The 26,056-nt window shown below is 69.9% G+C and carries 22 protein-coding genes; 11 read left to right on the top strand and 11 right to left on the bottom strand.

Annotated features, from left to right (window positions below; genetic code table 11):
- The first annotated feature begins 5 nt into the window (after nt 1–5).
- Nucleotides 6–1,385 (top strand): glycoside-pentoside-hexuronide (GPH):cation symporter, encoded by a 1,380-nt coding sequence (locus Ari01nite_RS41570; RefSeq protein ID WP_203789120.1) that lies wholly within the window; start codon nt 6–8, stop codon nt 1,383–1,385.
- A gap of 281 nt (nt 1,386–1,666) precedes the next feature.
- On the opposite strand, the gene Ari01nite_RS41565 is transcribed toward Ari01nite_RS41570, so the two are convergent.
- The 3 genes from Ari01nite_RS41565 to uxaC are packed head-to-tail and all read right to left on the bottom strand — an operon-like array spanning nt 1,667 to nt 6,026.
- Nucleotides 1,667–3,253: a gluconokinase gene (locus Ari01nite_RS41565; protein ID WP_203789118.1), complete on the bottom strand. Its 1,587-nt coding sequence runs from the start codon at nt 3,251–3,253 to the stop codon at nt 1,667–1,669.
- On the bottom strand, nt 3,250–4,608 hold the full coding sequence (locus Ari01nite_RS41560) for a mannitol dehydrogenase family protein (protein ID WP_239163467.1): 1,359 nt from the start codon (nt 4,606–4,608) through the stop codon (nt 3,250–3,252). Before Ari01nite_RS41560 ends, Ari01nite_RS41565 begins: the two co-directional genes overlap by 4 nt.
- Nucleotides 4,605–6,026: a glucuronate isomerase gene (uxaC, locus tag Ari01nite_RS41555; RefSeq protein WP_203789116.1), complete on the bottom strand. Its 1,422-nt coding sequence runs from the start codon at nt 6,024–6,026 to the stop codon at nt 4,605–4,607. The genes Ari01nite_RS41560 and uxaC overlap by 4 nt, the downstream gene beginning before the upstream one ends.
- 96 nt (nt 6,027–6,122) lie before the next feature.
- Here uxaC and Ari01nite_RS41550 point away from each other — a divergent pair, with 96 nt between their 5' ends.
- The 4 genes from Ari01nite_RS41550 (at nt 6,123) to larC (ending at nt 10,299) form a co-directional block, all read left to right on the top strand.
- On the top strand, nt 6,123–7,370 hold the full coding sequence (locus tag Ari01nite_RS41550; protein WP_239163466.1) for a lactate racemase domain-containing protein: 1,248 nt from the start codon (nt 6,123–6,125) through the stop codon (nt 7,368–7,370).
- A gap of 205 nt (nt 7,371–7,575) precedes the next feature.
- The gene (gene larE / locus Ari01nite_RS41545; RefSeq protein WP_203789115.1) at nt 7,576–8,397 is read left to right on the top strand and encodes an ATP-dependent sacrificial sulfur transferase LarE; all 822 of its coding nucleotides are present in this window, start codon (nt 7,576–7,578) and stop codon (nt 8,395–8,397) included.
- Nucleotides 8,390–9,070, top strand: coding sequence for a nickel pincer cofactor biosynthesis protein LarB (gene larB / locus Ari01nite_RS41540; protein WP_203789113.1), 681 nt, complete (start codon nt 8,390–8,392; stop codon nt 9,068–9,070). Before larE ends, larB begins: the two co-directional genes overlap by 8 nt.
- On the top strand, nt 9,067–10,299 hold the full coding sequence (gene larC / locus Ari01nite_RS41535; protein ID WP_203789111.1) for a nickel pincer cofactor biosynthesis protein LarC: 1,233 nt from the start codon (nt 9,067–9,069) through the stop codon (nt 10,297–10,299). The genes larB and larC overlap by 4 nt, the downstream gene beginning before the upstream one ends.
- A 2-nt stretch (nt 10,300–10,301) precedes the next feature.
- Here the strand turns inward: larC and Ari01nite_RS41530 are convergent, their stop codons facing one another.
- The 4 genes from Ari01nite_RS41530 to Ari01nite_RS41515 form a co-directional block, all read right to left on the bottom strand.
- The gene (locus tag Ari01nite_RS41530; RefSeq protein WP_203789109.1) at nt 10,302–12,035 is read right to left on the bottom strand and encodes a pyruvate dehydrogenase; all 1,734 of its coding nucleotides are present in this window, start codon (nt 12,033–12,035) and stop codon (nt 10,302–10,304) included.
- Nucleotides 12,036–12,116: 81 nt separating this feature from the next.
- Nucleotides 12,117–13,460 (bottom strand): PQQ-dependent sugar dehydrogenase, encoded by a 1,344-nt coding sequence (locus Ari01nite_RS41525; RefSeq protein WP_203789107.1) that lies wholly within the window; start codon nt 13,458–13,460, stop codon nt 12,117–12,119.
- Between the two features lie 596 nt (nt 13,461–14,056).
- The gene (locus tag Ari01nite_RS41520; RefSeq protein WP_203789105.1) at nt 14,057–14,944 is read right to left on the bottom strand and encodes a universal stress protein; all 888 of its coding nucleotides are present in this window, start codon (nt 14,942–14,944) and stop codon (nt 14,057–14,059) included.
- A 202-nt stretch (nt 14,945–15,146) separates the two neighbouring features.
- Nucleotides 15,147–16,118: a pirin family protein gene (locus Ari01nite_RS41515; RefSeq protein WP_203789103.1), complete on the bottom strand. Its 972-nt coding sequence runs from the start codon at nt 16,116–16,118 to the stop codon at nt 15,147–15,149.
- 331 nt (nt 16,119–16,449) lie between these two features.
- Here Ari01nite_RS41515 and Ari01nite_RS41510 point away from each other — a divergent pair, with 331 nt between their 5' ends.
- Nucleotides 16,450–17,685, top strand: coding sequence for a PucR family transcriptional regulator (locus tag Ari01nite_RS41510; protein ID WP_203789101.1), 1,236 nt, complete (start codon nt 16,450–16,452; stop codon nt 17,683–17,685).
- A gap of 140 nt (nt 17,686–17,825) precedes the next feature.
- Here the strand turns inward: Ari01nite_RS41510 and Ari01nite_RS41505 are convergent, their stop codons facing one another.
- The 3 genes from Ari01nite_RS41505 to Ari01nite_RS41495 form a co-directional block, all read right to left on the bottom strand.
- A complete protein-coding gene (locus Ari01nite_RS41505; RefSeq protein WP_203789099.1) occupies nt 17,826–18,101 on the bottom strand; it encodes a DUF3040 domain-containing protein in 276 nt (91 codons plus the stop codon).
- 134 nt (nt 18,102–18,235) lie between these two features.
- Nucleotides 18,236–18,577, bottom strand: a complete 342-nt coding sequence (locus Ari01nite_RS41500; protein ID WP_203789096.1) for a TraR/DksA family transcriptional regulator — start codon at nt 18,575–18,577, stop codon at nt 18,236–18,238.
- 29 nt (nt 18,578–18,606) lie between these two features.
- Nucleotides 18,607–19,407 carry a rod shape-determining protein gene (locus Ari01nite_RS41495; protein ID WP_203789094.1) on the bottom strand — a complete coding sequence of 267 codons (801 nt, stop codon included), beginning with the start codon at nt 19,405–19,407 and terminating at the stop codon, nt 18,607–18,609.
- A gap of 605 nt (nt 19,408–20,012) precedes the next feature.
- On the opposite strand from Ari01nite_RS41495, the gene Ari01nite_RS41490 reads away from it, so the two are divergent.
- A complete protein-coding gene (locus Ari01nite_RS41490) occupies nt 20,013–20,663 on the top strand; it encodes an adenylate kinase (RefSeq protein ID WP_203789092.1) in 651 nt (216 codons plus the stop codon).
- Nucleotides 20,664–20,686: 23 nt separating this feature from the next.
- Here Ari01nite_RS41490 and Ari01nite_RS41485 read toward each other — a convergent pair whose 3' ends face one another.
- A complete protein-coding gene (locus Ari01nite_RS41485) occupies nt 20,687–21,799 on the bottom strand; it encodes a baeRF3 domain-containing protein (RefSeq protein WP_203789090.1) in 1,113 nt (370 codons plus the stop codon).
- Between the two features lie 279 nt (nt 21,800–22,078).
- Here Ari01nite_RS41485 and Ari01nite_RS41480 point away from each other — a divergent pair, with 279 nt between their 5' ends.
- The 4 genes from Ari01nite_RS41480 to Ari01nite_RS41465 all read left to right on the top strand — a co-directional run bounded on the left by Ari01nite_RS41480 (nt 22,079) and on the right by Ari01nite_RS41465 (nt 26,024).
- Nucleotides 22,079–22,759 carry a CBS domain-containing protein gene (locus Ari01nite_RS41480; RefSeq protein WP_203789088.1) on the top strand — a complete coding sequence of 227 codons (681 nt, stop codon included), beginning with the start codon at nt 22,079–22,081 and terminating at the stop codon, nt 22,757–22,759.
- 187 nt (nt 22,760–22,946) lie between these two features.
- Entirely contained in the window at nt 22,947–23,696 is a 750-nt protein-coding gene (locus tag Ari01nite_RS41475; RefSeq protein WP_203789086.1) for a CBS domain-containing protein, read from the top strand.
- Between the two features lie 17 nt (nt 23,697–23,713).
- Nucleotides 23,714–24,619 carry a slipin family protein gene (locus Ari01nite_RS41470; protein ID WP_203789084.1) on the top strand — a complete coding sequence of 302 codons (906 nt, stop codon included), beginning with the start codon at nt 23,714–23,716 and terminating at the stop codon, nt 24,617–24,619.
- Between the two features lie 286 nt (nt 24,620–24,905).
- Nucleotides 24,906–26,024 carry an Acg family FMN-binding oxidoreductase gene (locus Ari01nite_RS41465; RefSeq protein WP_203789082.1) on the top strand — a complete coding sequence of 373 codons (1,119 nt, stop codon included), beginning with the start codon at nt 24,906–24,908 and terminating at the stop codon, nt 26,022–26,024.
- The last annotated feature ends 32 nt before the right edge of the window (nt 26,025–26,056 follow it).

Genomic DNA, 26,056 nt, shown 5'->3' with positions numbered 1-26,056 from the left:
CCACCATGACCACCACCACTGCGCCCGCCACCGCCCGCAAGCTCCGCCCGCTGCAGTTCCTCGGGTACGCCGCCGGTGACGCGGCGAACAACCTGGCGTTCTCCATGACGTCGTTCTTCCTGCTCATCTACTACACCGACGTCGTCGGGATCAGTGCGTCGGCGGCCGGCACGCTGTTCCTGGTCATCCGCGTCTGGGACGGCTTCGCGGACATCTTCGCCGGCCGGGTCGTCGACAAGACCATGACCCGCTGGGGCAAGTTCCGGCCGTTCTTCCTCTTCGCCGGCCTGCCCGCGCTGCTGTTGAGCGTCGCCACGTTCACCCTGCCCGGACTGGCTGCCGACAGCGGCCTGGAACTGGTTCTGGCCTACCTCACATACGGCCTGCTGGGCCTGGCGTACAGCCTGGTCAATATCCCCTACGGCTCGCTGGCCGCGGCGATGACCCAGCACCCCGGCGAACGCGCGAAACTCGCCAGCTTCCGCATGATCGGCACCGCGGTCACCATCATCATGCTGGCCTTCGTCGTCTCGCCACAGATCCAGCAGTACCGCGGCGACCCCGACGGCTTCCAACGATCTCTTCTGATCACCACAGCGGTCTTCGCGATGGTCGGCTTCGCCCTGTACCTGCTGCTGTTCGCCACCGCCCGCGAGGCGGTCCAGCGCGACGTCCCACACGTCAGCGCCCGGCAGAGCTTCACCACCCTCAGGAGCAACAAACCGCTGGTCATGCTATGCCTGGCGTCACTAGCGTTCCTGACCGCGTTGTTCTCCCTGCAGACCGTGCAGGTCTACTACGCCCGCGACGTGCTCGGCAACGCGAACCTGCTCACCGCCCTGACCGTGCTCAGCGTCGGAGCGATCTTCCTCGTCGCGCCGCTGATGCCCAGGCTCGTCCGCGGCATCGGCAAGAAAAAGGCGTTTCTGTCGTTCGGAGTCGTGGGGGTGCTGGCCGGCATCGGCATCTCGCTGTCACCGCCGTCGACGCCATGGGTGCCCATGACCTTCTTCGGCATCATGGGCATCGCCACGGCCGGCATCAACACCCTCATGTGGGCGCTGGAGGCCGACACCGTCGAGTACGGCGAATGGAAGACCGGAGTCCGCACCGAAGGCATCACGTACGCCCTGTTCTCCTTCACCCGCAAGCTCGGCCAGGCGATCGGCGGCGCGATCGCCGCCTACGCGATCGCTTTCGGAGGGTACGTCGGCGGCGCCCCGAACCAAAACGAGCAGGCGCTCGACGCGATCCGGTACGCCTCCGGCTTCATCCCGGTCGTATTCATCCTGCTCGGAATACTGATCTTCTTCCGGTACCCGCTCACGGAGCAGACCTTCGCCACCATGGTCGCCGAGACCCGAGCCCGCCGCGCGGTCCATTGACACTCGCATGGTGGGACGCCTGCCTCCGGTATGCACTTCACCGTGCTCGCTGAGCCCGTGCATATGCCGAAGGCGCTTGTCGGCTCCGCCCGCACGAGCCGGTTCTTCGCCCCCTCCTGACGCACCCGACCAGGGTGACTCAGGAGCGGCGGAGGGCCATATCCCACATAGTTTGATAGGGCCAACCATTTGGGCTTGAGCCCGACAACAGTTGCTGCCTTGCCTACCGTCCAGCGACTCCGCGGATGCAGCCGCCGGGAAGACCGGCGCGGGTAGTTCTCTCACCCGGAAAGCTCGGCCACGCCGTCGGTAATACCGTCGCTACGTAGGCGGTCGCCGTCGGTCGTCGTGCGGCGGCTTGACACCTGGGGCCCCTCGAAGAGCGCGGACACCGCTTGATAGGCGCGGAGCAATTCCGGGACCCGGGCTCTCATCCGGTCGAACGTAGCGGCCAGTTCTGGAGCCACCGTCACCGGCGTTGCGGCCCGCTCCCCCGGCGTGACTAAGGCATCGGCTGCGTCAAACAGCGTCGGCGAGCGACCAAGCGCGTACAGGCCGAGAGCGGCCGCGCCCAGTGCAGTGCCCTCGGCGCTCGCAGTGACAAGCAGCGGTCGATTCACCGCGGCGGCCATGGCCTCGCGCCACAGGGCGGCGCGCAGCGTGCCGCCGGTGGCACGGACCTCGTGCACCGGAACAATCAGGTCAAGGTGGGCGAGAATGGTCGACATCTGCAGGCACACGCCCTCCACGGCGGCGCGGACGAAATGACCGCGGGCATGATGCCGGCGCACGCCCAAAAATGCCCCGGGAATCGCCGGATCCCACAACGGTGCGCGTTCGGCGAGCAGATACGGCAGCATGATCAGGCCGTCGCTTCCCGGCGGCACTGCTGCGGCCAGGCTCATCACGTCCGTATCGGAGGTCGCGCCGAATATCTCGCCGGCCCAGCGCGCCACGATGCCGCCGTTGCTGACCGCTCCCCCGATGACCCAGTCCACGTCGGTCAGTGCATAGCAGAACAGGTGGCCGGCGTCGTCGACGGCCGGCTCTGGCACGACCGCGCGGATGGCGCCACTGGTGCCCAGGGACAGCCCGGCGACGCCGGGGCTCACCGCGGCGGTGCCCAGGTTGCCCAGCGGGCCGTCGGCGGCGCCGGCGACGACCGGTGTGCCGGGCGGCAGGCCGGTCTGGGCGGCGATCTGCCGGGCGAGTGGAAGGACGGCCGTCGTGGCAACGATCGGGGGCAGCTGGTCGAGCCGCACACCGGCCAGCTCCGCGGCCATCGGGCTCCATTGTCGGGTGGCCATGTCGAGCAGGCCGGTCGCGGAGGCCGACGACAGTTCAGCCACGAGCCGGCCGGTCAGCCGGTACAGCACGTAGTCCTTGAGTCCCGCCCACCAGCGGGCTCGGACGGCCAGTAGCGGCTCGTGGCGGCTGAACCACATCAGCTTGGTCTGCGGCGTCATGGGATGCACCGGCGTGCCGGTCTGACGGTGCAACAGCGTCGCGGTCCCGTCGGCGTGCAGGGCGGCGGCCTCGGCGGAGGACCGCGCATCCGCCCATGTGATCACCGGCGTCAGCGGCGTCCCGGTGTCGTCCACCGCCAGCAGGCCGTGCATGGCGGCGCTGACAGACACGCCGGCCACCCGGGCGCCAGGCGCGGCGGCGACGACTTCTGCGAGGGCCGCCACGACGGCGACGATGATTGCGTCCGGGTTCTGTACTTGCAGACCCGGCGCGGGCTCCAGCAGCGGGTACTCGCGGATCGCCATGCGGCGCCATGCCGTGCCGAGACCGAAGGCGACCACCTTGGTGGCAGTCGTGCCGACGTCCACGCCGACGATGATCTCAGCCGGCGGCTGGGTCATCGCTTGCCCACCATGCCGGCCAGCTCTGCCAGCAGCGCGTCGTCGGTGGCGAGGTCGGCGTCGAGCAGCGCCAGAACTCGGCCGGTGGCCTCGGCCGGTCTCCCGCCCGCCGCGCCGAGCACGGCGTCGGCGGCCGCATCGTTCACCGGTGCGCCGGTACCCCGCAGGTGAGCGATCCAGGCGGCGAGGGCCCGGACCGCGCCGGTGGGCATCCGGCCGGCGGCGCGCTCGGCGCGCAGCACCGGCAGGATCCGGACCGGCAGCTTGAGCGAGCCGTCGGCGGCGATCTGCGCCAGCCGGTGCTGGATGCGCGCGTTGGACCACCGTTCGAGCAGAGCCGTCCGGTACGCGGTGACCTCGTCGTCGGGCAGCCGGAGGTGCCGCGCTGCCTCGTCCCACCACTGCTGCAACCAGCGCCGGCAGTGCGGATCGGCGACGGCCTGCGCAACCGTGTCGTGGCCACGGGCGCTGCCGGCGTACGCGAGCAGCGAGTGGCCGCCGTTGAGCAGCCACAGCTTGCGCCGCTCGTACGGGATGACATCGGTGACGAACCGCGCTCCGGCGGCCTCCCAGGCCGGGCGCCCGACCGGGAATTCACCGCTGAGCACCCACTCGCTGTAGGGCTCGGTGACGACCGGCGCCGCGTCGGCGAGGCCGGTCTGCTCGGCGACGGAACGGATGTCGTCCTCGGTGGTGGCCGGGGTGATCCGGTCGACCATCGTGGTGACGAACGAAACGGTGTCCCGGACCCAGCCGGGCAGGGTTGGGTCGAGCAGGCCGGCGAGGTCGGCCACCACGCGCGCCGTGACGGCTCCGTTGTCGGGCAGGTTGTCGCAGGACACCACCGTGATGGGACCGGCGCCGGCCGCTCGCCGCGCGCTCAGTCCGGCCGCCAGGCGGGCCGGCACGGTGGCCACGGCCGCGCGCGGGTCGGACCGCATCGCCGCGAGGTCCGTGCGCACGTCGGTGCGGGTGGCGTCGAGCCCGCCGTCCGGGCCGCGCAGGTACGCGGCCTCGGTGACGGTGAGTGTGACGATGCGGACCTCCGGCCGGGTCAGGTAGTCGTACCAGGTGTCCAGGTCGGTGCCGGGGTGAGCGGCGACGACGCTGTCGATCACCTCGCAGGTGTCCCCGTCCGCTGCGCGTGTGACGAGGGTGTACCGGCCCTGCTGAGCGGTCAACGCGTCGGCGAGGGCGGACGAGCGGCCGGTGAAGGCGGCGATCCCCCACTCGCCGGCGTCCGGCGAGGCGGCGGTGTACCGGGCCTGATGTGCGCGGAAGAAGTTGCCGAGCCCGAGGTGGACCATCCGCACCGGCGGCGCCGCGGCGGTGCGCGACAGTCGGGCGGCGCTCACAGCTTGAACACCTTGCGAGGCTGGTCGACGACCAAGCCGACCAGGCTGTCGACGGCCTCGTCCTCGTCGAGGCGGTGCTCGGCGACCAGCCGGGCGAGGAAACCGGCGTCGAGCCGGCGCGACATGTCGTGCCGGGCGGGGATGGAGCAGAAGGCGCGGGTGTCGTCGATGAACCCGGACAGCCGGCTCAACCCGGCGATCTCGGTGACCGCCCCGTGAAATTCACGGATCGCCGTCGGATTGTCCAGGAACCACCATGGAGCGCCGGCATACACCGACGGGTAGAAGCCGGCCAGCGGCGCGATCTCGCGGCTGAGCACGTCCAGGTCCACCGTGAACAGCACCAGGTGCAGGTTCGGGTGGGTGCCGTAGCGCTCCAGCAGCGGCTGCAGTGCACGGGTGTACTCGACCGCGACCGGGATGTCGTGCCCGGTGTCCGGGCCGTACCGGCGCAGGGTCGGCGGATGGTGGTTGCGGTGGATGCCCGGGTGCAGCGTCATGACCAGGCCGTCCTCGCAGGACATCTGCGCCATCTCCAGCATCATGTGGCGCCGGAACGCCGCCGCCTCCGCCGCGGTCACCTGCCCGGCGAGCGCGCGGGAGTAGATGCCGGCGGCGTCGGCCGGCTTCAGTGGCGCCGTGACCGCGTCGGCGTGGCCATGATCGGTGGAAACCGCGCCGTGTTCGACGAAGTACCGGCGGCGGCGCTCGAGTGCGGCCAGGAAGCCGGCGTAGTGGCCGACGTCGGAGTCGGCGACTACGCCGAGGCGCTTGACGGCCTCCGCCCAGCCAGGCGCTGCGAGCTCCAGATACCGGTCCGGGCGGAATGTCGGCGCGATCCGCGTCGTGACCGTCGGGTCGGCCGCGAGAGCGGCGTGTGCGGCGAGGTCGTCGGCGGGGTCGTCGGTGGTCGCGAGGAACTCGATGCCGAACCGATCGAGCAGGCTCCGCGGCCGGTGTGCCGGATCCTGCAGCCAGCCGGCGATCTGGTCGTAGAGGGCGTCGGCGTTGGCCGCGCTCGGCCGCTGCGTCACGCCGAAAATGCCGGCCAGCTCGCCGTCGAACCAGAACCGCACCGGCGTGCCGCGCAGCAGATGCCAGTTCGCGCACAGCAGCCGCCACGCGGCCCGGGCCCGGTCCTCGGACAGCGGGCCCTCGCCGACCCCGAGCGACGCCAGCGACACGCCCCCCGCGTGCAGCAGCCGGGTCACGTAGTGGTCCGGCTGGATCAGCAGGCTCGCCGGATCGGCGAACGGCTCGTCCGCCAGCAGGATCCGCGGGTCGACGTGCCCGTGCGGCGACACGATCGGCAGGTCGCGGACCGCGGCGTAGAGCCGTCGCGCGATGGGGCGGACGACCGGATCGGACGGCAGGAGGCGGTCGGGATGCGAGGCGAGGGGTGCGGTCGCGGGGGACATGCCTCCAGCGTCGTCCCGCCAGCCTTCAGTAGCAATCGGTAGCCATGTATTGCCTGCAGGCTTGCTTCGGCCGCCGTCCCAGCGGAGGGTGCAGGTATGACGAACACGATGCTGACGGCCGACCGCATCGGCGGGCCTGACGAGATTCTCGACGACCAGCAGGTTCGCGCGTTCGTGCTGCGGTCGCTGGCCGGCGCGGACCTCGATGGGCGCAGCGTCTGCGTGATCGTGCCCGACGGCACCCGCAGCTGCCCGATGCCGCTGCTGCTGTCCGCGGTGCACCAGGCCCTGCACGGGCGGGCGTCGCGGGTCACCGTGCTGGTCGCACTCGGCACGCATGCGGCGATGGGACCGACCCAGCTGGAGGTGTACCTGGGCAGCCCGTACGCCGGCTTCACCGTGCTCAACCACGAGTGGTGGAAGCCCGAAACGTTCGTGACCGTCGGCGATATCGACGCCGAGCAGGTCGCCGAGCTGTCCGAGGGACGGCTGCGCCAACCGGTGCCGGTGGTGCTCAACCGGGCCGTGGTCGACCACGACGTCTGCCTGGTGATCGGCCCGGTCTTCCCGCACGAGGTGGTCGGCTTCTCCGGCGGCAACAAGTACTTCTTCCCCGGTGTCGCCGGTCAGGAGATCATCGACTTCTCCCACTGGCTGGGCGCCCTGATCACCAGCGCACAGATCATCGGCACCCGCGGCATCACCCCGGTCCGCGCGCTGATCGACCGGGCGGCCGCCATGATCCCCAGCCGGCGTCTCGCGCTGTGCCTGGTGGTCAAGTCCGGCACCGGCGAGCTGCACGCCGCGTCGTTCGGGCCGCCCGAGGCAGCGTGGGCCGCGTGCGCCGACGTGTCCGCCCAGACCCACGTCCGCTACCTCGACGCCCCGGTCCGCCGGGTCGTGTCCGTCGTCCCGGTCAAGTACGACGACATGTGGACCGGCGCCAAGGGTTTCTACAAGGTCGAACCCGTGGTCGCCGACGGCGGCCAGGTCATCGTGTACGCCCCGCACATCACCCGGATCTCAGCGATGCACCCGGAGATCGAGCAGATCGGCTACCACTGCCGGGACTACTTCCTCAAACAATGGGAGCGCTTCTCGCACCACCACTGGGGTGTTCTCGCGCACTCCACCCATCTGCGCGGCGCCGGCACCTACGATCCGGAGCAGGGCGAACACGGCCGCGTCACGGTCTCCCTGGCCACCGGCATCCCCGAGGACGTGGTCCGGGCGGCCAACTTGGACTACCTGGACCCCGCCTCGGTCGACCCGGAGCTGCTGGCAGCCGACCCGGACACGCTCGTCGTCGCCGAGGCCGGTGAAGTCCTGTACCGCCTGCGATAGTGGTCTACTGATGCACCACCAGACGGCACGGCTGACTCACTGATGCGTGCACTGGCAGCCGCCTTCGCGAAATCGTCGATCGTGGGAACACCAGGTGCCTCGGCCAGTCCGGTCCCGTCCACACCGCACGTCCTCGTCCGCGGCGGTCTACACCCACGCTAAGTGAGCTATCCGACGTCCGGTAACCGCTCGAACGGAGACAACCATGATCGACACGGCAGGCGTGACTGACCGGTTCGCTCACATCGGTCGGCTCGGCGTCGCCTTCTCCGGTGGGGTCGACTCGTCGGTGCTGCTGGCGCTGGCCGCCCGGGCGCTCGGCGTCGACCGGGTCATCGCGATCCTAGGTGTCTCGGCGAGCCTGGCCGCCGAAGAGCGCGCCGCCGCCCACCGGGTCGCGCGGCATATCGGTGTCGCGGTCGTCGAGGTGGTCACCCACGAGCAGGATCGGGCGGCGTACCGGGCCAACGGCGCGGACAGGTGCTTCCACTGCAAGGATGAGCTGTTCACGCGGATCGCCGACGAGGTCGTCATCGCGCATCGGCTGGACGCGGTCGCGTACGGCGAGAACGCTGACGACGCCCGCCGGCCGGACCGGCCGGGCGCCCGCGCCGCCGCCGCCCACCGGGTGCTGCGGCCGCTGGCGGACGCCGGCCTCGACAAGGCAGCGGTACGCAGCATCGCCCGCGCCCTCGAGCTGCCGTGTGCCGACAAGCCGGCCGCGCCGTGCCTGGCATCGCGCATCCCGCATTTCACCGACGTCACCCCGGAGAAGCTGCGGCAGATCGAGCGAGCGGAGGAAGAACTGCGCCGGCTGGGTTTCCCAGAGCTGCGGGTCCGCCACCATGGCGAGATTGCCCGCATCGAACTGCCGTCGAAGGACCTGCCGAGAGCTGTCACCGACCCGCTGCGCGGCGCGATCCGCGACGCTGTCATGGCCGCGGGGTTCCGGTTCGCGGCCGTCGACCTGGCCGGTGTGCAGTCGGGCGCGTTCACCCTTCCCCTCGTCCAGGGGCCTCATGCCTGACGACCTGGCATCGTTCGCCGAGCTCGATCTGGACCGTACCGCACGGCGCGGATATCCCGAGGCCGTGTACTGCGAGGGAAAGACACCGGGGCAGGTCGCCGCCATCGCCGCCGCGGTCCGCGACCGGCCGGACGTCGTCACGCTTTTCACCCGGGCTGGTCCCGAACACGCCACGGCGGTGCTGGGGGAACTGCCCGACGCCTGGCACGACGCCGACGCGGCCCTGCTGGCCTGGCCACCGCAGCCGCCCCCGCCGACCGGCGGGCTGGTGGTCGTGGTGGCAGCCGGCACGTCCGATCTGCCCGTCGCCCGCGAGGCCATGCAGACGGCGCGCTATCTGGGCCGGCCAACCGAACTCGTCGTCGATGTCGGGGTCGCCGGCCTGCACCGGATCCTCGCCCAACTGGGCCTGCTGCGCCGGGCCCGCGTCGTCGTGGTGGCCGCCGGGATGGACGGCGCCCTGCCCAGCGTCGTGGCCGGTCTCGTCGCTGTCCCCGTGGTCGCCCTGCCGACGTCCGTGGGATACGGCGCTGCCTTCGACGGCCTCGCAGCGCTGTTGGCCATGCTCAACGCCTGCGCACCGGGAGTCGCCGTGGTGAACATCGACAACGGATACGGCGCCGGGCACCTCGCCGCTCAGATCGCCGCTCCACCGCCGGCGGGTGACGTGTGACCAGCCACCGGCACGTCTGGGTCGACGCGTCCGCCGGCGTCGCCGGCGACATGCTTCTCGGCGCCCTGCTCGACGCCGGCGCCGACCCGCGCGCGGTCCAGCACGCCGTCGACACGGTGATCCCCCACGCCGTCCGCCTCAACCCCACCACGGTCACCCGGGCCGGCCTGCGCGCGGTGCACGTGGACGTCCAGCCCTTGACCGCGGATTTGCCCCAGCGCACCTGGCCGGCCATCCACGACCTACTGTTCCGATCCGACCTGCCGGAGCGTGTCCGCGAACGGGCCAGCGCAGTGTTCGCCCGGCTCGCCGACACCGAGGCCCACGTGCACGGCATCCCGGCCGACGACGTGCACTTCCACGAGGTCGGTGCACTCGACTCCATCGCCGACATCGTCGGCGTCTGCGCCGCCCTGGAAGAACTCGGCGTCGCGACCCTCAGCGCAGGCGAAGTCGCGGTCGGCTCCGGCCGGGTGCACACCGCACACGGCGACCTGCCCGTCCCGGTGCCCGCGGTGGCACACCTCGCGCAGGGCTGGCGGGTACGCGCCGGCGGCACCGGGGAACTGGCCACACCGACCGGCATGGCGACGATCCGCGCCCTGGCCGACCGCTGCGAGGATCTGCCACCCATGCGGATCGACACCATCGGGATCGGCGCCGGTCGTCGCGACACCCCCGGGCGAGCCAACGTGGTACGCGTCCTCGTCGGTGCTCCGACGCCGACTGCGCCGTCCGACTCTCCCGGCGATCCCGCAGTGTTGCTCGAGGCCAACATCGACGACCTCGACCCCCGCCTGTGGCCGGAGATCCTCGCGGCGCTGCTGCGCGACGGTGCCGCCGACGCCTGGCTCGTACCGATCACCATGAAGAAGGGCCGGCCCGCGCACACCCTCAGCGTGCTGTGCCACCCCGACCACACTCAAACCCTGCGCGAACGGATCTTCCGTGACACCAGCACACTCGGCGTCCGCGAGACCGGCCTGCGCAAGCACGCGCTGCCGCGCTCCTTCATCGACGTTGAGGTCGCGGACGGGTCAGTTGCAATCAAGGTAGGTCACCGCCGCGGCGTGATCGTTCAGGTGATGCCCGAGTTCGACCAGGTCGCCGCCCTGGCCCGCCGCCTCGGTCGCCCGGAGCGCCAGGTGCTCGCCGAGGCCTCGGCCGCCGCAGCCGCCGCCGGCCTCGTCATCGGTGCACCCGTACCTGGCCACGCGAGCCCCACCTGAGTTCAAGGCCTCGGAAGGTTGCGGATGTTGCTGCGTGCCAGTTCGACCATCCGGCCCACACCGCCGTCGAGGACGGTGCGCATGGAGGCCAGCGCGAAGCCGCGGACCTGTTCGGCGGTGATCTTCGGTGGGATCGACAGCGCATTCGGGTCGGTGCGCACGTCGACGAGAGCGGGGCCGTCCACCTGCAGCATCCGCGTCAGGGTCGGACCGAGTTCGGCGGGCTCGTCGACGGTAGCCGAGTCGAGCCCGCACGCCGCCGCGATCGCGGCGTAGTCGTTGGTGCCGTGGTCGGTCTCGTAATACGGATAGCCGGCCACCATCATCTCCAGCCGGATCATGCCGAGGGAACCGTTGTTGAACACGACGACCTTCACCGGCAGCGCCTGCTCCCGTGCGGTCAGCAGCTCCCCGAGCAGCATCGCCAACCCGCCGTCGCCGGACATGGCGATGACTTGGCGGCCCGGGTAGGCGATCTGCGCACCCAGTGCCTGTGGCAGCGCGTTGGCCATCGACCCGTGGCGGAAGGAGCCGATGACCCGGCGGCCGGCAGTCGGAGTGAGGTAGCGCGCGGCCCAGACGTTGCACATGCCGGTGTCGACGGTGAAGATGGCGTCGTCGTCGGCGAGGTCGTCGAGTTGCGCGGCGACGTATTCCGGGCTGATCGGCGTCATCGATGCGGTCTTGCTGGTGTGGGCCCGCACGACGTCCTCGAGGGCGGCCGCGTGTCGGTGCAGCATCCGGGCGAGGAACTTGCCCTCCGAGCGCCTGGTCAGAAGCGGAAGCAGGGCGCGGATCGTGGCTCCCACGTCGGCGGCGATCCCCAGCTCGAGGGCCGTACGCCGGCCCAGGCGTGTGGGGTCACGGTCGACCTGGACCGTGTTTCGTTGCGGGAGGAAGCTCTCGTACGGGAAGTCGGTGCCCAGCAGCACCACCAGGTCGGCGTCGTGCATCGCCTGATAGCAGGCGCCGTAGCCGAGCAGGCCGCTCATTCCCACGTCGTAGGGGTTGTCGAACTGGATCCACTCCTTGCCGCCCAGCGAGTGGCCCACCGGGGCCTGAACGGCACCCGCCAGGTCGAGCACTTCCTGGCGAGCCTCGCGCGCCCCGGCGCCGACGAAGAGCATGATCTTCTCCGCGCCGGTGAGCAGCTCGGCGAGCCGCTGAACCTGCTCGGTCGCCGGCGTCTCGATCGGCTTGGCGTACGTCAGCGCGAAAGGGGTGGAGGGATTGGAGGCGGGCCGGGCACTGATGTCCCCGGGCAACGCGAGCACGGCCACGCCGCCGCGCCCCACGGCGGTCTGCATGGCGATCCGGAGCACCCGCGGCATCTGACCGGCGCCGTTGACCATCTCACAGAAGTGGCTGCAGTCGATGAAGACCCGCTCCGGGTGGGTTTCCTGGAAGTACCCGGTGCCGATCTCGCTGGACGGGATGTGGGATGCGAGTGCCAGGACCGGCGCGCCGCTGCGGTGCGCGTCGTACAGGCCCTGGATCAGGTGGGTGTTGCCGGGCCCGCAGCTGCCGGCACATACTGCCAGCCGACCGGTCACCTGCGCCTCCGCGGAGGCGGCGAAGGCAGCCGCTTCTTCGTTGTGGACATGGATCCACCGGAAGTCGCGGTGTCGCCGGATCGCGTCGGTGATCGGGTTGAGGCTGTCCCCCACAAGGCCGTAGATGTGGCGTACGCCGGCGGCGTACAGGTCATCGATGATCTGCTCGGCGACAGTGGTCATGAGGCCTCCTGAGGCGTTGAGACGGCCACGAAGTTAAGGAAACGGCGGGGCGGCCGTTGTCCGCTCGCCCCGCCCGCCGGGCTACCTTCGGCCCTGCGCCTTGCCATCGTGCTTCGAGGGCTCCGGTGCGACCCTGAAGATCGTGCCGTTGGCGTCGTCGCTGACCAGCAAGGCACCATCGTGGGTGACCACGATGCCGGTGGGTCGGCCCCAGACCCGCTCCTCGTCCAGCACGAACCCGGTCATGAAGTCCTCGTAAACGCCGGTTGGCCGGCCGTTGACCATGATGGCGCGAACCACCTTGTACCCCGTCCTGTTCTCCCGGTTCCAGGAGCCGCGCAGGGTGGCAAAGGCGTCGCCGTGGTAGCGCCCGGGAAACGCGTTCTCGTCGTAGAAGACCATCTGCATGGTGGACGAGTGCGCCTGGATCAGGACGTCGGGCACGATGACCTCGTCCTGCAGGTCGGGGCGCTCGCCGGCGTGGGCCGGGTCTTCGTTGCCGCCGGTGTAGTACCAGGGCCAGCCGTAGAACCCGCCGTCTCGAATCCTGGTCAGGAAATCGGGCACAAGGTCGGCGCCGAGGTGGTCGCGTTCGTTGCCCGTGCACCACAGGGAGCCGGTGCGCGGCTGGACGGTCATGCCCGAGCAGTTGCGCAGACCGGTCGCATAGTTGCGGACGTTCCTGCCTTCCGGTTCGAAGACGCGTACCACGGCACGGTTTTCTTCCTCGGCCCACGCGGCGCCGCGCCCGTGGGTCGCCTCCCAGGCCCGGATCTCTGCCGGCGTCTTCTCCGGCATGGCGCCGGCGACATTGGACGCCGAGCCGATCGAGACGAACAGATGTCTCCCGTCCGGGGCAACCGCCAGGTCGCGGGTCCAGTGCCGTTCGGTGGGGATGTCCGCGATGATGACCTCGGCAGGTCCTCTCGCCGTCCGATCGCCGGCCCGATACGGGAAGCGAACGACCTGGTCGGCCGCTGCGACATAGACGTATCGCGGCTTGTCCGGCGGATAGAACGCGATACCGAAGGGCCGATCCAAGCCTTCGGTAAAGACCACCGGCGTAGCCGGCGGGTGACGCAGGGACTTGGCGGCCAAGACCAGGACGCGTCCGCTCCCGCTCTCCGCCACGAAGACGTCTCCGTTCGGGGCGGTCCGCATGACCCTTGGCTGGTTCAGGCCCCTGGCGACCACGCGTACCGCGAAGCCGTCCGGCACCTTCGGCTTCATCCCGCGCGGCGGGTCAACAAGTGTGGGGCTGTTCATGAAGTCCGGGTCTTCCGGGTCGCCGTCGTTGACCGGCGCCGGAAGATCGTCAGGCCTGATCCAATAGCGCGTGCCCGGCTCGTCATCCTCCGCAGGATGGGCGGCGTAGGCGCCAGCAGATATGAATTGGTGGCTGTGCGCAGGTCGAGCAACAGACATGGGCGCCAGCAGAGCCAACGCCGTTGCAGAAGACAGTAGGGATGTTGACGTACGCATAGATTCCCTCCAGGAACTGGATGGTGACGCATGCTTCCGTCGCTCGGCGCGCGAGCGCCAACGATTGATGGCCGTCGCAAGTCGATCCATGGGTAAGGGAAATCGGCGGCTGCCTCCTTCAATAAGGTCAGGCCGCCCCTTCGCCGGGGCAATGCGCGCGCCCGCCGGGATGGTCGACTCAGGTCCGTCAATACTCGCGGGGGCGGGGCTACCCCTATCAGCCGAGTTCATGCGTCCCGGCGGCGACTATCCGTGTGGACCCCACCGGCCCGGTGCGGACCCCGGGCTCAGCGCCGGCGAATCGCAGGGCTAAGTGGTTCGCTCCATAAATCCTTCGGTGGTTATGCGGCCAGGGCCAATCCGGCAGGCTGGTGATCGCAGCCGGGAGGTTGTTGGCGCTGTCCTACTCGTCCCGTCTCACGGCAAAAGGCACCTTCACCCGGGACCGTCGCCCGAAGGCCAGCGCACTGGTCCTGCTCCACCGTTGGCGCGACGAAAGTGACCAACCCGAGCCTTGCACGCCAGCACCGAGAACGAACTCACCCGTCCTTCCGTCCACGAATCACGGCCACTGGGCACTGCGCTTTGTAGATCAGGTGCTGGCTGACCGAGCCGAGCATGAGCCCGGCGAAACCGCCGCGGCCACGGGCGCCGACCACGATGAGCTGCGCTTCACGCGAACGTTCTGTCAGCACCCGGGCAGCCGACCCGTTCGTGAGTTCCTGCCGGATTTGAAGATCCGGATAGCGTTCGCCCAGTCCCAACAGCGACTCCGTCAGCAGGCGCCGCTCCCCCTCCTCGACAAGCGAATCGTCGTAGCTGAGCGGCGGCACATCGCCCGGGCTCAGAGACGTCAATGACTGCCAGGCACGAACCGCGACCAACTCGGCGCCGCGCCGCGCCGCCTCCTTTGCGGCGAACTCCACCGCTCGAGCTGACGCCTCCGACCCGTCCACTCCTACCACGCACGGACCCGCGCGGCGCGACTCTCCACGCACGACCAGCACGGGACACTGTCCATACGTGACGATCTGGACAGCCACGGAGCCGACGATCAGCCCGCTGAAGGCGCCCAGGCCGCGATCGCCCAACACAATCAGGTCGGCGTAGCGGCTCTCCGCCAACAACACCGGGACGGCAGCTCCGGTGATCAATTCGGTCGTGACGGGAACGTCGGGCGCGGCCTCGGCGGCTATGTGGACGGCCTCGTCCAGATAGCGCTTGGCCTGCTCCTCGAACGGAGCCAGCGACGGCGCCGGCATACCCGGCAATCTGCCCATCTTCATCGTAGGCCAGATGAAGGCGTGCACGATGCGCAGTGACCGTTCGCGCAGGGCGGCCTCGGCCGCGGCCGTTGTGACCGCCTCCAAGCTCCTCGGTGACCCGTCGACGCCGACGACCACCGGTGCTCCGGCGACAGCAGACATGACATTCACCTCCGAGGAATTTAGAACGGGCATCCACGGCCTCGCCGCGGGACCTGACTATGGACGAGGGGTACGCGTGGCGTCATTTGCCGCGCAACGCGACTCCCGGCCAGCCTGACACACGTGCCGTGTCAGCACCACCATGCAGGCTCCGCCGAGGCAGGAGCGGATCGGCATTCCCTCGGCGAGCGGTCCGGGCGGCTTACCTGGTGTTGCCGTGACGGTCACGGGCCTTCAACCGTACGGTGGGCATCTCCGGGGCGGGCAGCCGGTCAGCGGCGCAGTCAGCGACCGCGCCGAAGCGCCGCCCGGACATCCAGTCGTCCCGCGCCGCCACGATCTCCTCGTGCGAGCGGCCGACGAAGTTCCACCACATCACCAGCGGTTCTTCGAAGGGCACGCCTCCGAGCAAGAACAACCTGGCCGGCCCCGGCACCGCCACCGGGATCTCAGTGCGGCCCGGGCCGAGGTAGAGCAGCGAGCCGGGCGCGAGATCCATGCCGGCAACCGTCGCTGCGCCGGACATGACCAGGACTCCGTGTTCAAAGGCGGCATCGACCGGCAACCGGTGGTGAACGGCGCCGACGTAGCGCACCTCCGCACCGAGCAGTGCGGAGTGGACATGGGCGGGCGAGCGGGCCGCTCCTAACTCACCCACGACCACGGTCACGGTCGCCGCGTCGAGGTCAAGGGCCGGCAGGGTGTCGTGGTGTTCGAAGCGGGCCGGGCCGTGGCGGGAGTCATCCGCCAGCGCCACCCACAACTGCAGGCCGTGCATGATCGCGGGGTGCTCGGTCGGGGTGAACTCGGAGTGGGAGATGCCGTGTCCGGAGGTCATCAGATTGAGCTGTCCGGGCTCGATCGTCTGATGGCTGCCCAGGCTGTCGCGGTGCTCGATGACGCCGTCGACCAGCCAGGTCACGGTCTGCAGGCCGGTGTGCGGATGCGGGGGTACCTGCATGCCGGGTCGGCCGGTGACGTCGTCGGGACCGAAGTGATCCACAAAGCACCAGGCGCCGATCATACGCCGCCGGCGGTGCGGCAGCAGCCGGCGTACGACGGTGTAACGCCCCAACGGCACGTCGTGACCGGGCAGCAGGACATGGTCCGGCTCGGCGACCTGCGCGACAGTGCCCGGGTACACGGCCTGATCGAGACCCCGCTCGGCAGTCATACCGCCACTGTATGGCCTACACGGCGGGCGCTGCAGGCGCGCACCCGACCGCGGCATCGGTCTGCGGCAGCATGCGCGGGTCTGCCCGCAACGTTGGTTGGCTCCGGGAGGTGCAGGGCGGCTCTGCCCCCGGCGTTTCGTATCCATGCCGTCTGGCGATACCCGCACCGGAGGGGTCAGCGCAGCACACACCACACACTGTTCGGGTCTAAGCTGCCGGTAGTCGACAAATACAGGCCAGCACCACCGGACGCCGAACGCCGGCCCCGGTTGGCGTCTCGTCTGCCGTAACGGGTCGTTGGGCACAGACGCTCGTGAAAGGTGAGACGGCGTGACCGACAGCAGCAGACGACTACCGGCAGCATCCGCGTCTCCCCCGGACTCATGGCTGGTCGACGTGGCCAGCGCCGCCGCCCGCGACGCCGGCGGCGCACCGGTGGAGTTACTCGGCGACTACCTACCCCTGCTGGCCGACGCCGCGGTCAGCGGTCGCCGTCCCCACCGCGCCGAGCTCGACGCGGTGGGCCGGCTGGGCCGGCAGGCAGCCGAGCAAGGCATCTCGGCCGGACGGGTGGTCCAGCTTTATCTGTCCGCGGCCCGACGGCTCTGGCAGGACCTGCCCGCTGTGGTGCGCTCCCGCGACCGTGAGGCGGTTCGCGCCGCCGCGGCCGCGGTGCTGCACGTCATCGACGACGCGGTGGCAACCCTCGCCGAAGGCTACGCCGTGGCCCGCCGTGACCTGGTACGCCGGGAGGAGACGCTACGCCGCGACCTGATCGACGACCTGCTCCGCGGTGACTCCGACCTGACCACCCTGGTCGAGCGGGCCGAGCCGTTCGGTCTCGATCTCGCCCGTGTACACCAGGTCGCCTTGGCCGCGCCGAGCCGGCGCCTGCCGCACACCGACACCGCGATCAGCGCCCTCGAGTCGGTCGTCTTCAACCGGCTCGGCGACCGCGACGTCCTGGTCGCCACGAAGGACGGGCTGCTGGTCGTGCTCGCCCCCGCGCATCCCGCCGCGACGAACCGCGCCACACCCACCGATAAGCCGCACAACGATCTAGGCCAGCTAATGCACGGTGAACTTAACCGCCTACGCCACGGACGGCCCTGGCGGGTCGCAGTCGGCCGGGCCCACCCCGGCCTCTACGGCATCGCCCGCTCGTACGAGGAGGCTCGTGAGTCGCTGACCATGGCCGGGCGACTCTTCGTGGACAAACCTGTGATCCATGCCCACGACCTGCTCGTCTACCGCGTCCTGCTACGCGACCAGTCCGCCATCGTCGACCTCGTCGGCACGGTGCTCAGCCCGCTGGTGCAGGCTCGCGATGGCGCCAAACCGCTGCTGGAGACGTTAGACGCCTACTTCGCCACCGGGGCAGTGGCCACTGAATCGGCGAAGCGCCTGCACGTGTCGGTGCGCACAGTGACCTATCGGCTCGAAAGGATCAAGACATTGACCGGGTACGACCCGGCCGAGCCGGAACACCGATTCACGCTGCAGGCTGCCGTCCTGGGTGCGAAGGCCCTCAACTGGCCCGCCGAGCCGCTCGCAGGCGCCGGCTGAACCCACCGATGTCGCTCCCGATCGAGGGCGGCCATACCGGACCGATCAGTTCCGCAGATCGCGGCCGGTGACAGCCCTTGGCCGCCAATCCCGACACCGTGCTGCGTAGCCGAACTCCGCCCGTGCCTGGAGCAAGACCGTCAAGGACGTCGGCGACGCCGACCGGTGATCCACCAACCGGACAGCGCACCCACTGTGGTCAATGCGATCACCACCATGATGACACTGCCGACCGCCAACCCGATACCGATCGCGATGACCGTGAGAACAAACGTGATCAGGGCTACCCGCCCGCGCCATCCCCCGCGCGAACGCCGTTGCCGTCCGTCGGTGAACAGCTCGACGAAGTCCGGATCATCGACGCGAAGCTGGAACTCAATGGCGGTCAGTTGGCGCTGCTCTGCGTCCGAAAGCATGGCTGGACTCCATCCGCCGGATGCCCCGTCAACTACAAGTTTATTACCGGGCCGCTGCGCTCCGCGAGTCCGCGGCGGCGGGTAGGCGCGGTGCGGGAGGACGCGCGTGAGTTGCCGTACGCGGACGGCGGTGTTCAATCGGGGCAGTGTCGGCAACACCGGGTGCAGTAGCGGGCGTGCGGCACGGCACGCAGGCGCCCGAGGGGAATCGGCCGTTGGCAGTCCTCGCAGAGGCCGTAGGTGCCCTCGGACATACGTCGCAGTGCGTGTGCCGTGTCGGCGATGGCCTGTCGGGCCGCGACGGACAGGATGTCCAGCGTGTGCGAGTCGTAGCCACCGTGCCCGGGGAGCCGGCCGCGGATGGTCAGTTCGGTAAGCCGGTTCGTCTGGGCGACGAACTTCTCCTCGAGCATGCGACGCAGCAGTTCCTGGGGTTCGTCCGCGATGGTTTCGGTCTTGTGCGCGGCGATGGTCATCGGTGTCCTCCGAAAGCTCGGTGGCGGCGTCAGGACTGGGTGGGGTGGGGTAGTAGTGACATGGCAGCCAAGCCGGCGCCGTTGAGCGCGGCGGCACGCGGGGACGCGCCGCGCTGCACCCGCAGGCGCAGCGCCGTGGACAGCGCAACCCCAAGGTCGGGGCGGACGGCGCCGTCACCCACCAGCAGCATGCCGCGAGAGATCGCGGGCGCCAGGTCTTTCCCGGCCGTGGCACCCCGCAGATCGGCGACACGGCGCGCGACGACCTCGGCGATGAGGTCCACGGTCCCGCCTCGGGCGAGGTCACGGGTGCCGATCTCGGCGCGACGGGCGGCGACGACACGGCCGTGTTTCAGCAACGCGACCTCGGTCAGCTGGGCGCCTAGGTCGGCGATCAACAGTGTGCCGGCGGCGGCACCGCAGCCGATCGCGGCGGCGCGGACGGTGTCGATGAACACCAGCCGGGTGGGCGCAAAGACCGCCTCGAGCACGTGCCGCAGCACGGCCTGATCCTGCTCGCTGGCCAACACCGGCCGGCACGCCGCCACGACTGCCCCAGCCGGTACGGGTTCGTAGTAGCGCCGGATCAATTGCGACAGCAGGCTGATGCAGCCCTCGACGTCGAGGACGCGGCCGCGCCTCACCAGGCTGCTTGTCGAGGCGAGTGCGTCGCCACACGGTCCGGTGATGGTGCCGCGGTGCGCCGCCCATACCCCGACGGTGCTGCTGCCGAGGTCGACCGCGACCGCAGCCGGCGGAGTCGTAGGCGGCGCGCTGGCGGTTCGACGCTGCCCGGCCGGCTGGGCAGGCGAGGCGAGATTCGCGGGCACGGTCACACCACCCCTTTCACGGTTGAGAGAACACAGGAGTGAGACTCGAACGACCGCTGCGCCGTACCTGCCGCCATCGGTATGCCCCGTCGCTCAGATACCATCCTCGTCGCCACACGGCCGCCGTGCAGCGGCAGAACCCGGCCAAGAACTTCCCCCACACCTTGCCGACTACCGGCAGAAACAGGTGGCCGGCGTGCGATCGCACCGGCGACCCGTACCTGCCGAAACACCTCGTTGGCGGCGCCGACTTCCCGCTGGTGCCGCCACCGGTCACCATCAGCGATCCCGCCTGCTACCTCGACCCAGCCTTGCCGGGCACGGGTCGTAGATCCAACTAAACTAGGTAACTGAGATGCGCCGCGGGCAGGACTCCCGGACGCGAGTCTCCCCCATGCTCGGCACCCGCCGTTCTGGAGGTGAAGCAGCCGTCGGTCAAGCGGCGGCGTCGTATCCTGCCGACAGCCGGCAAGCAGGCCAAGGCACGAAGCACGGCCGACAGCGCGAAGGTCGGTTCCGCCGCGGATCCGGAACAGGTCTTACGATCGTCAGCGTGACGGCGCCGCCGTAAAGGACGCGCCGGCCCATCGGAAAGGACATGCGTGATGCGGGTCTTACTGGTCGCGCCTCCCGGAGCGGGCAAAGGCACCCAAGGGGCCTTGATCGCCACACATTTCGGGATCCCGCACATTGCCACCGGTGATCTGCTGCGCGACCACGTGGCCCGGGGCACCGCGCTGGGCCGCGCCGTCCGAGACCACCTCGGTCGCGGTGACCTGGTGCCGGACGAGATAGTCCTGGAGATGGTGCGCGCCGCGTTCGGCAAGGCGAAGACCGCCGGCGGCGGGTACGTTCTGGACGGCATGCCACGCAACATGGCACAGGCGCGCGCACTGTATGAGATCGGCCGCGGCCTGGAGATGACCGCGAACGTGGCGTTGCATCTGAAGGCCGACGACGAGGAGCTCGCGCGGCGGTTGCTGGCCCGGGCGGCCCTGGAGGGTCGGTCGGACGACGCCGAGCACGTCATCCGCCGGCGGCTCGCCCTCTACCACGAGGTGACCCAACCCATCGTCGGCTGGTACGCCTCGCGAGGCATCCTGGTCGCGGTGGACGCCATGCGGCCGGTGGAGCGCGTCGCCCGGCAGATCCTCACCGCCCTGGAGGCGATGCGGCCGCTGGTCGACCACGTCCCGGAACACGCCCGGCGCTCGATCGACCTCACCGGACTGGGCGCGGCGTTCGGCCAGAGCTGACCACGGCATGCCCCGGTGACCGATCAGAGCCGCAGAATCGCGGCCATCGGTGCACCGTCCGGCATACGATCGCGGGGCACGACGTACACCGTACCGCCGTGGCGAAGCGTGGACACTGCCGCCGAACCCAGGTGATCGATCTCGCCGGTGTTGGTGTCCAGCCGAATGACCCCCGCGCCGCCGACGGGCACGCCAGCGCACACGAATAGTGTCTCGATGCGGCCCTGACCAGCCAGAACCCTGATCTCAATAGTGTCGGAGCAGGTGCGTCCGGTGCCCCGTAGGTCCCGATACACGCCGGCGGCGCGGGTCTCCTCGCCACGCAGCAGAGGCTCCGCCAACTGTCGGGCCAGGCGGTGCAGGTGAGCGAGGCTCAGGTCCCGGGCGCTACCGTCGACGCCTTCACCGACCAACCGGGGATAGGTGCTGACCTGGCGGTACAGGGCCTGAGTCGACCGGACGCCGGCCAGCACGACCGGGACGGAGCCGGTGTGCAGGACTTCGCGCAGCGCCCGATCGACCCGGCGGAAATGCTGGAGCACCAGCGCAGTGGTGTCTTCTTCCATGCCGTGGAACACCGCGCGCCCACCGGTGCCGCCGCGATCCGCGACGAAAGCATGGACCTGGGCGCGGCGACGGGGCATGGTCAGCCAGACCGCCAGCGGAAGCCCGTCGAGCGGCACCTCGTCCAGCCGGAATCGAGAGCCCCGCAACAGCCGGATCTCGTCCTGGTTGAGCGCCAGCACGTAGAAGTGGCCACCGGCGCCGAGTAGCGGCAGCAGCGGCCGCAGCAGGAACCGGTCCCCGACCGCCACCAGCTCGGGTAGCCGCACGGGTACCCGGAAGTGCCGGATCCCGTCGGGGCCGAGGAACACCGCCAGGCCGTCGCTTGGTCGCTGCCACCAGGGCGCAGGCTCCAGCAGGCGGCGAGCCGGCAAGAGGATCTCGCCGGCCTCGGCGGCAGCCATACCGTCCTCGCGTAACGTCCGCTCCGCCCGCCGCAGCAGGTTCTTGAGCCGAATCCGGTTGCGGTCGGTCTGCGGTCCGGCCCGGTGCGTCGGCAGGAGTACCGAGATCCGGACCCCACCGCGCTGCTCGGACAAGCTGATCAGATCTTGGGCGCTCAGTAAGTCCATCGTCGCCTTCCCCGTGCGAACAGTGGGTGGCCACTCGGCGGAACATCGGCCGGTGGCAACGTCTGGCCACCCATCGTGGTCGACGGCTCGGCCACCGGACAGGTACCTCACCGCCCCATTTGGGCCGGCCACATTGCCGATCGACGGCAAGATTGCGCGGGTTCGGCAACGAACGGTCGCAGATGTCGCCGTCGACGCCCCTGACCAACCGCAGGTGCGCCGGGCAGGCTCGGAGGTGGCCGGAGAGTCCGGCCGTTTGGTGCACGGAGGTGCAGGACTGTGCGGCAGTGGCGAGTCAGTGACGTGATGAGCGCAAACGTGGTGACGGCCGGACCGGATGCGTCGGTGAGCGAGCTGGCCCAGTTGCTGACCCGCGAACGGATCAGTGCCGTGCCGATCGTCGCCGACGACGGCAGGGTGATGGGAATCGTGTCCGAGGCCGACCTCGTGGCACGCCTCTCCGGCGCCGGCAGACGACGGCGCAAGACCGCGGCCGGAGTTCCACACGCCAGGCAGGTGATGAGCCGGCCGGTGCGTACGGCGGCTGCCGCCGAGTCGCTGTCCACGGCGGCACGGCGGATGCGCAAGTACAAAGTCAAACGCCTGCCCGTCACCGACGAGACTGGGCGTGCGGTGGCGGTGGTGTCCCGATCCGACCTCATGCGTGTCTACACCCGCAGCGACAACGCCATCAGGCACGACGTCATCCAGCACGTACTGCGCCGTACGCTGTGGATCGACTCACAGCAGGTCCATGTCGATGTCAGCGCCGCCGTGGTGACCCTGACCGGCAAGGTCGGCCGGCGCAGCACCGCCGCGATGGTGGGCCGGCTCAGCGGCGACGTACCCGGGGTCCAGCACGTCGTCAATGACATCGCATACGACTTCGACGACAGCGCGCTGGTCCGGTCACGCGTCGGTCGCACCCACCCGTTCAGTGCCGAACCATTCACATCCTGACCTGCGGCCGCAGGCCCAGCGCTCCGAGTTCTTGCCGGCACTCGGCAACGTCAGCCGGCGGACGTGACCGGCGGTGACACTGTCGGCTGCCGCCCCTCGGCGGCCACCATTGAAGACAGACCCGCCGCTTCGCCGGACGGAGCAGGCCACCCGAGCAGGCACTGTCATGGTGCCGGAAGGAGACGTCATGCAGCCGTGGACGGTACGCGATGTCATGACCAACGAGGTACTCGCCGTGGACTACGAGACTCCACCGGCCGATGTCGTCAAGACCATGACGACCTACGACGTCAGTGCTGTCGCCGTCGTCGGCGAGTACGACAATGTGCTGGGCATCGTCACGCGCAGCGACGTGCTGAACGGTATCGATATGCGGCTCGCCGACCGGCCCTCGCGCCTGCCCTGGCGGCGCCCGGTGGTCACACCGGCCTGGATCGCGCGCTCAGCCGGCGAGATGATGAGCGCCCCGGCGATGACCGTCGAGCCGGACGCGACGCTCGCCGAGGCAGGTCGGCGGATGCGCCGCAGCTCGGTCAACCGGCTCCTCGTCGCCGGGCCGGACCAGCGGCTGCTCGGCATCGTCACCGCCGCCGACTTGCTCAAGCTGCACGACCGTCCCGACGAGGAGATCCGTGCCGATGTACGGCAAGCGCTGGCGCCCTTGTCGACCAGCGACATCGCCTTCGACGTGCACGACGGGGTAGCCACCATCGCCGGGACCGTCGCCGACGCCCCAATTGCGGACCTGCTCGGGCCTGTTGTCCGTGCCGTACCCGGTGTGACGGCTATCCGCAACGAGGTCATCATCACCGCTCCGCCGACCCTCTCCGCCGCCCCGGCCGTACGACAGCCGCACCGCCCGCACCACGACTGGTGGCCCACCCGCCGTCCGCAGCGCGAAAGCCGGCCAACGGCCGCACTCGTGGCACGGCACTGAAACGGAAAGACAACACCATGAGTGAAGCACTTCGATGGTCCCTGCTTGCCGGACTCGGCTTAGCCCTGCTGCTGGTGGCGTCCGTACGCGTGGTCATGGAATACGAGCGAGGGGTGGTCTTCCGGCTGGGCCGGGTCATCGCCACCCGCGGACCCGGCCTGACCTTCCTGATCCCGTTCGTGGACCGGATGGTGCGGGTGTCGCTTCGAACCGTCACCATGAGCATCCCGCCGCAGGACGTCATCACCAAGGACAACGTGACCGTCAAGGTCAACGCCGTGGCCTACTTCAACGTCGTGGTACCCCTGCTGTCGGTCACCTCGGTCGAGAACCACGTCGTCGCCACGTCCCAGATCGCGCAGACCACCCTGCGCAGCATCCTCGGGCAGGTGAACCTCGACGACCTGCTGATCGACCGGGACAGCATCAACCAGCGGTTGCAGCTCGTCATCGACGAGATCACCAGCGCCTGGGGCGTGAAGGTCACCCTGGTCGAGGTCAAGGACGTCGAACTGCCGGAAACCATGCGGCGGGCGATGGCCCGCCAGGCCGAAGCCGAACGCGACCGGAGGGCCAAGGTGATCCACGCGGCGGGCGAACTCGAGGCAGCCGACGACCTCGGCCGTGCGGCCCAGGTCCTGGAAGAACATCCGGCCGCCATGCAGCTGCGCGTACTGTCCACCATGGCCGAGCTCACCGCCGAACGGAGCTCCACACTGATCTTCCCGCTCCCGATCGAGCTGTTGCGGCTGGCCGACACGCTGCACCATAAGCTCGCCCACAGCCCGGACAGCGGCACAGGCGAGCCGGCCGGTGCCGGCACCGCCTCAGATCCGAATGCCGCCGTCGCACCCGAGTCGTCCGTTCAAGACCGGCAGCGGCAGACCGACGACGCCCGGGAACTGGCGACGGCAGTCACGTGAACAACCCCTATCCGGATGGTGACTGTGGGCACGGAATCCCTGCCAGCGGAAGGGCGCACATGACCGACGATGATGCCCGCGTGAACCAGCAGTCGACGGCTTCAGGCACCGACGGGCGGTGGCTCGGCGGTGCCTCCGGCCTTCCTGTGCCCTGCTCGGCACAGGCCGCAGCGGCGCGGTGCACAACCCAAGGCCGACAGGTCACCACACAGACGAAATGGCGCTCTGTCCGCCGCCACGTCGGTCCACCCGACAAGGACGGCTCCCCGCGGCGAAGGGCACAGCCATGAACCCGACCATCTCGCGCACCGACCGGGAACCCCTGAGCGACGTGCTCATTGACGCCGCAACTGCGGCTGCACGCTATGCGCCGTCGGTGCTTAACACCCAACCATGGCGGTGGCGCGTACACCCCGACCGGCTGGAACTGTTCGCCGAACGCAGCCGTCAACTCAACGCCATCGATTCCGACGGGCGACTGCTGACGCTCAGCTGCGGCGCCGTCCTGCACCATGCCCGGATCGCACTCGCCGCCCAGGGCTGGACCGCAGCGGTGTTCCGGACCCCCGGCACGTCGACGTCCGGTCTGCTGGCCGTTCTCCACGACTTCGACGACGCTGCGATCACGCCGAAAACGCAGCAGCTGGCACATGCTATGCGGACCCGGCACACCGACCGCCGGCCCCTCAGCGAGCAGCCGCTCGCTCCGGCCGTCGTCCGCGCCATTGCCGCCTGCGCCGACAGCGACGTCCGCGTACACGTCTTGACCGCCGGGCAGGTGCTGGACCTGTCTGCCGCCGCGTCGCGTGCAGGCGCCGTCCTGGCCGCGGATCCACCCGCCAGCGCAGAGCTGGAGTATTGGACGAGCCGGACCATGGGCGACGGCGTCGGGCTGGCCCTGCAGCTGCTGCCGGAGCGCGCCGCGCAAACCACCGTGCCGAACCGCGGTTTCGGCCACCCCGGAACCCTGCCGATCGGCGGCGGCCACGACCGGGCCGCCACCTACGTACTGCTCTACGGCGACGAGGACGATCCGCATCGTTGGCTGAAGGCAGGCGAGACGCTGTCCGCTGTCTGGCTGGCCGCCACCGCGCTGAACGTCTCAGTGCTGCCGTTGAGCGATGTCGTCACCGTGCCCGCCACCCGCGAGGCACTTCGCCGGATGCTAACCGCGCTCGACCACCCCTACCTGACCTTACGGCTAGGCATCGCCGACCCGCCGTCCGGACCGCCACGACGCACACCCCGCCTACCTGCTGCACAACTCGTCGAAGCTGTCCCGCCGGCGCCGGATACCGCCCCGCCGCCGCACGACCACCAGCCACCGCCCCAGGTCGGCGACGTGATGCCGAACGCGTCGACCACCCGGCCCGGCCGGCTCGATCCGGGTCACCGGGCCATGTGAAAGGAAGAGCAATGACGATGCCCATGCCCCGG

This window comes from Paractinoplanes rishiriensis (assembly GCF_016862375.1).
GTDB lineage: Bacteria > Actinomycetota > Actinomycetes > Mycobacteriales > Micromonosporaceae > Actinoplanes > Actinoplanes rishiriensis.
The sequence above is the reverse complement of the archived record's forward strand: the minus strand, read 5'-3'. Positions and strand labels throughout refer to the sequence as shown.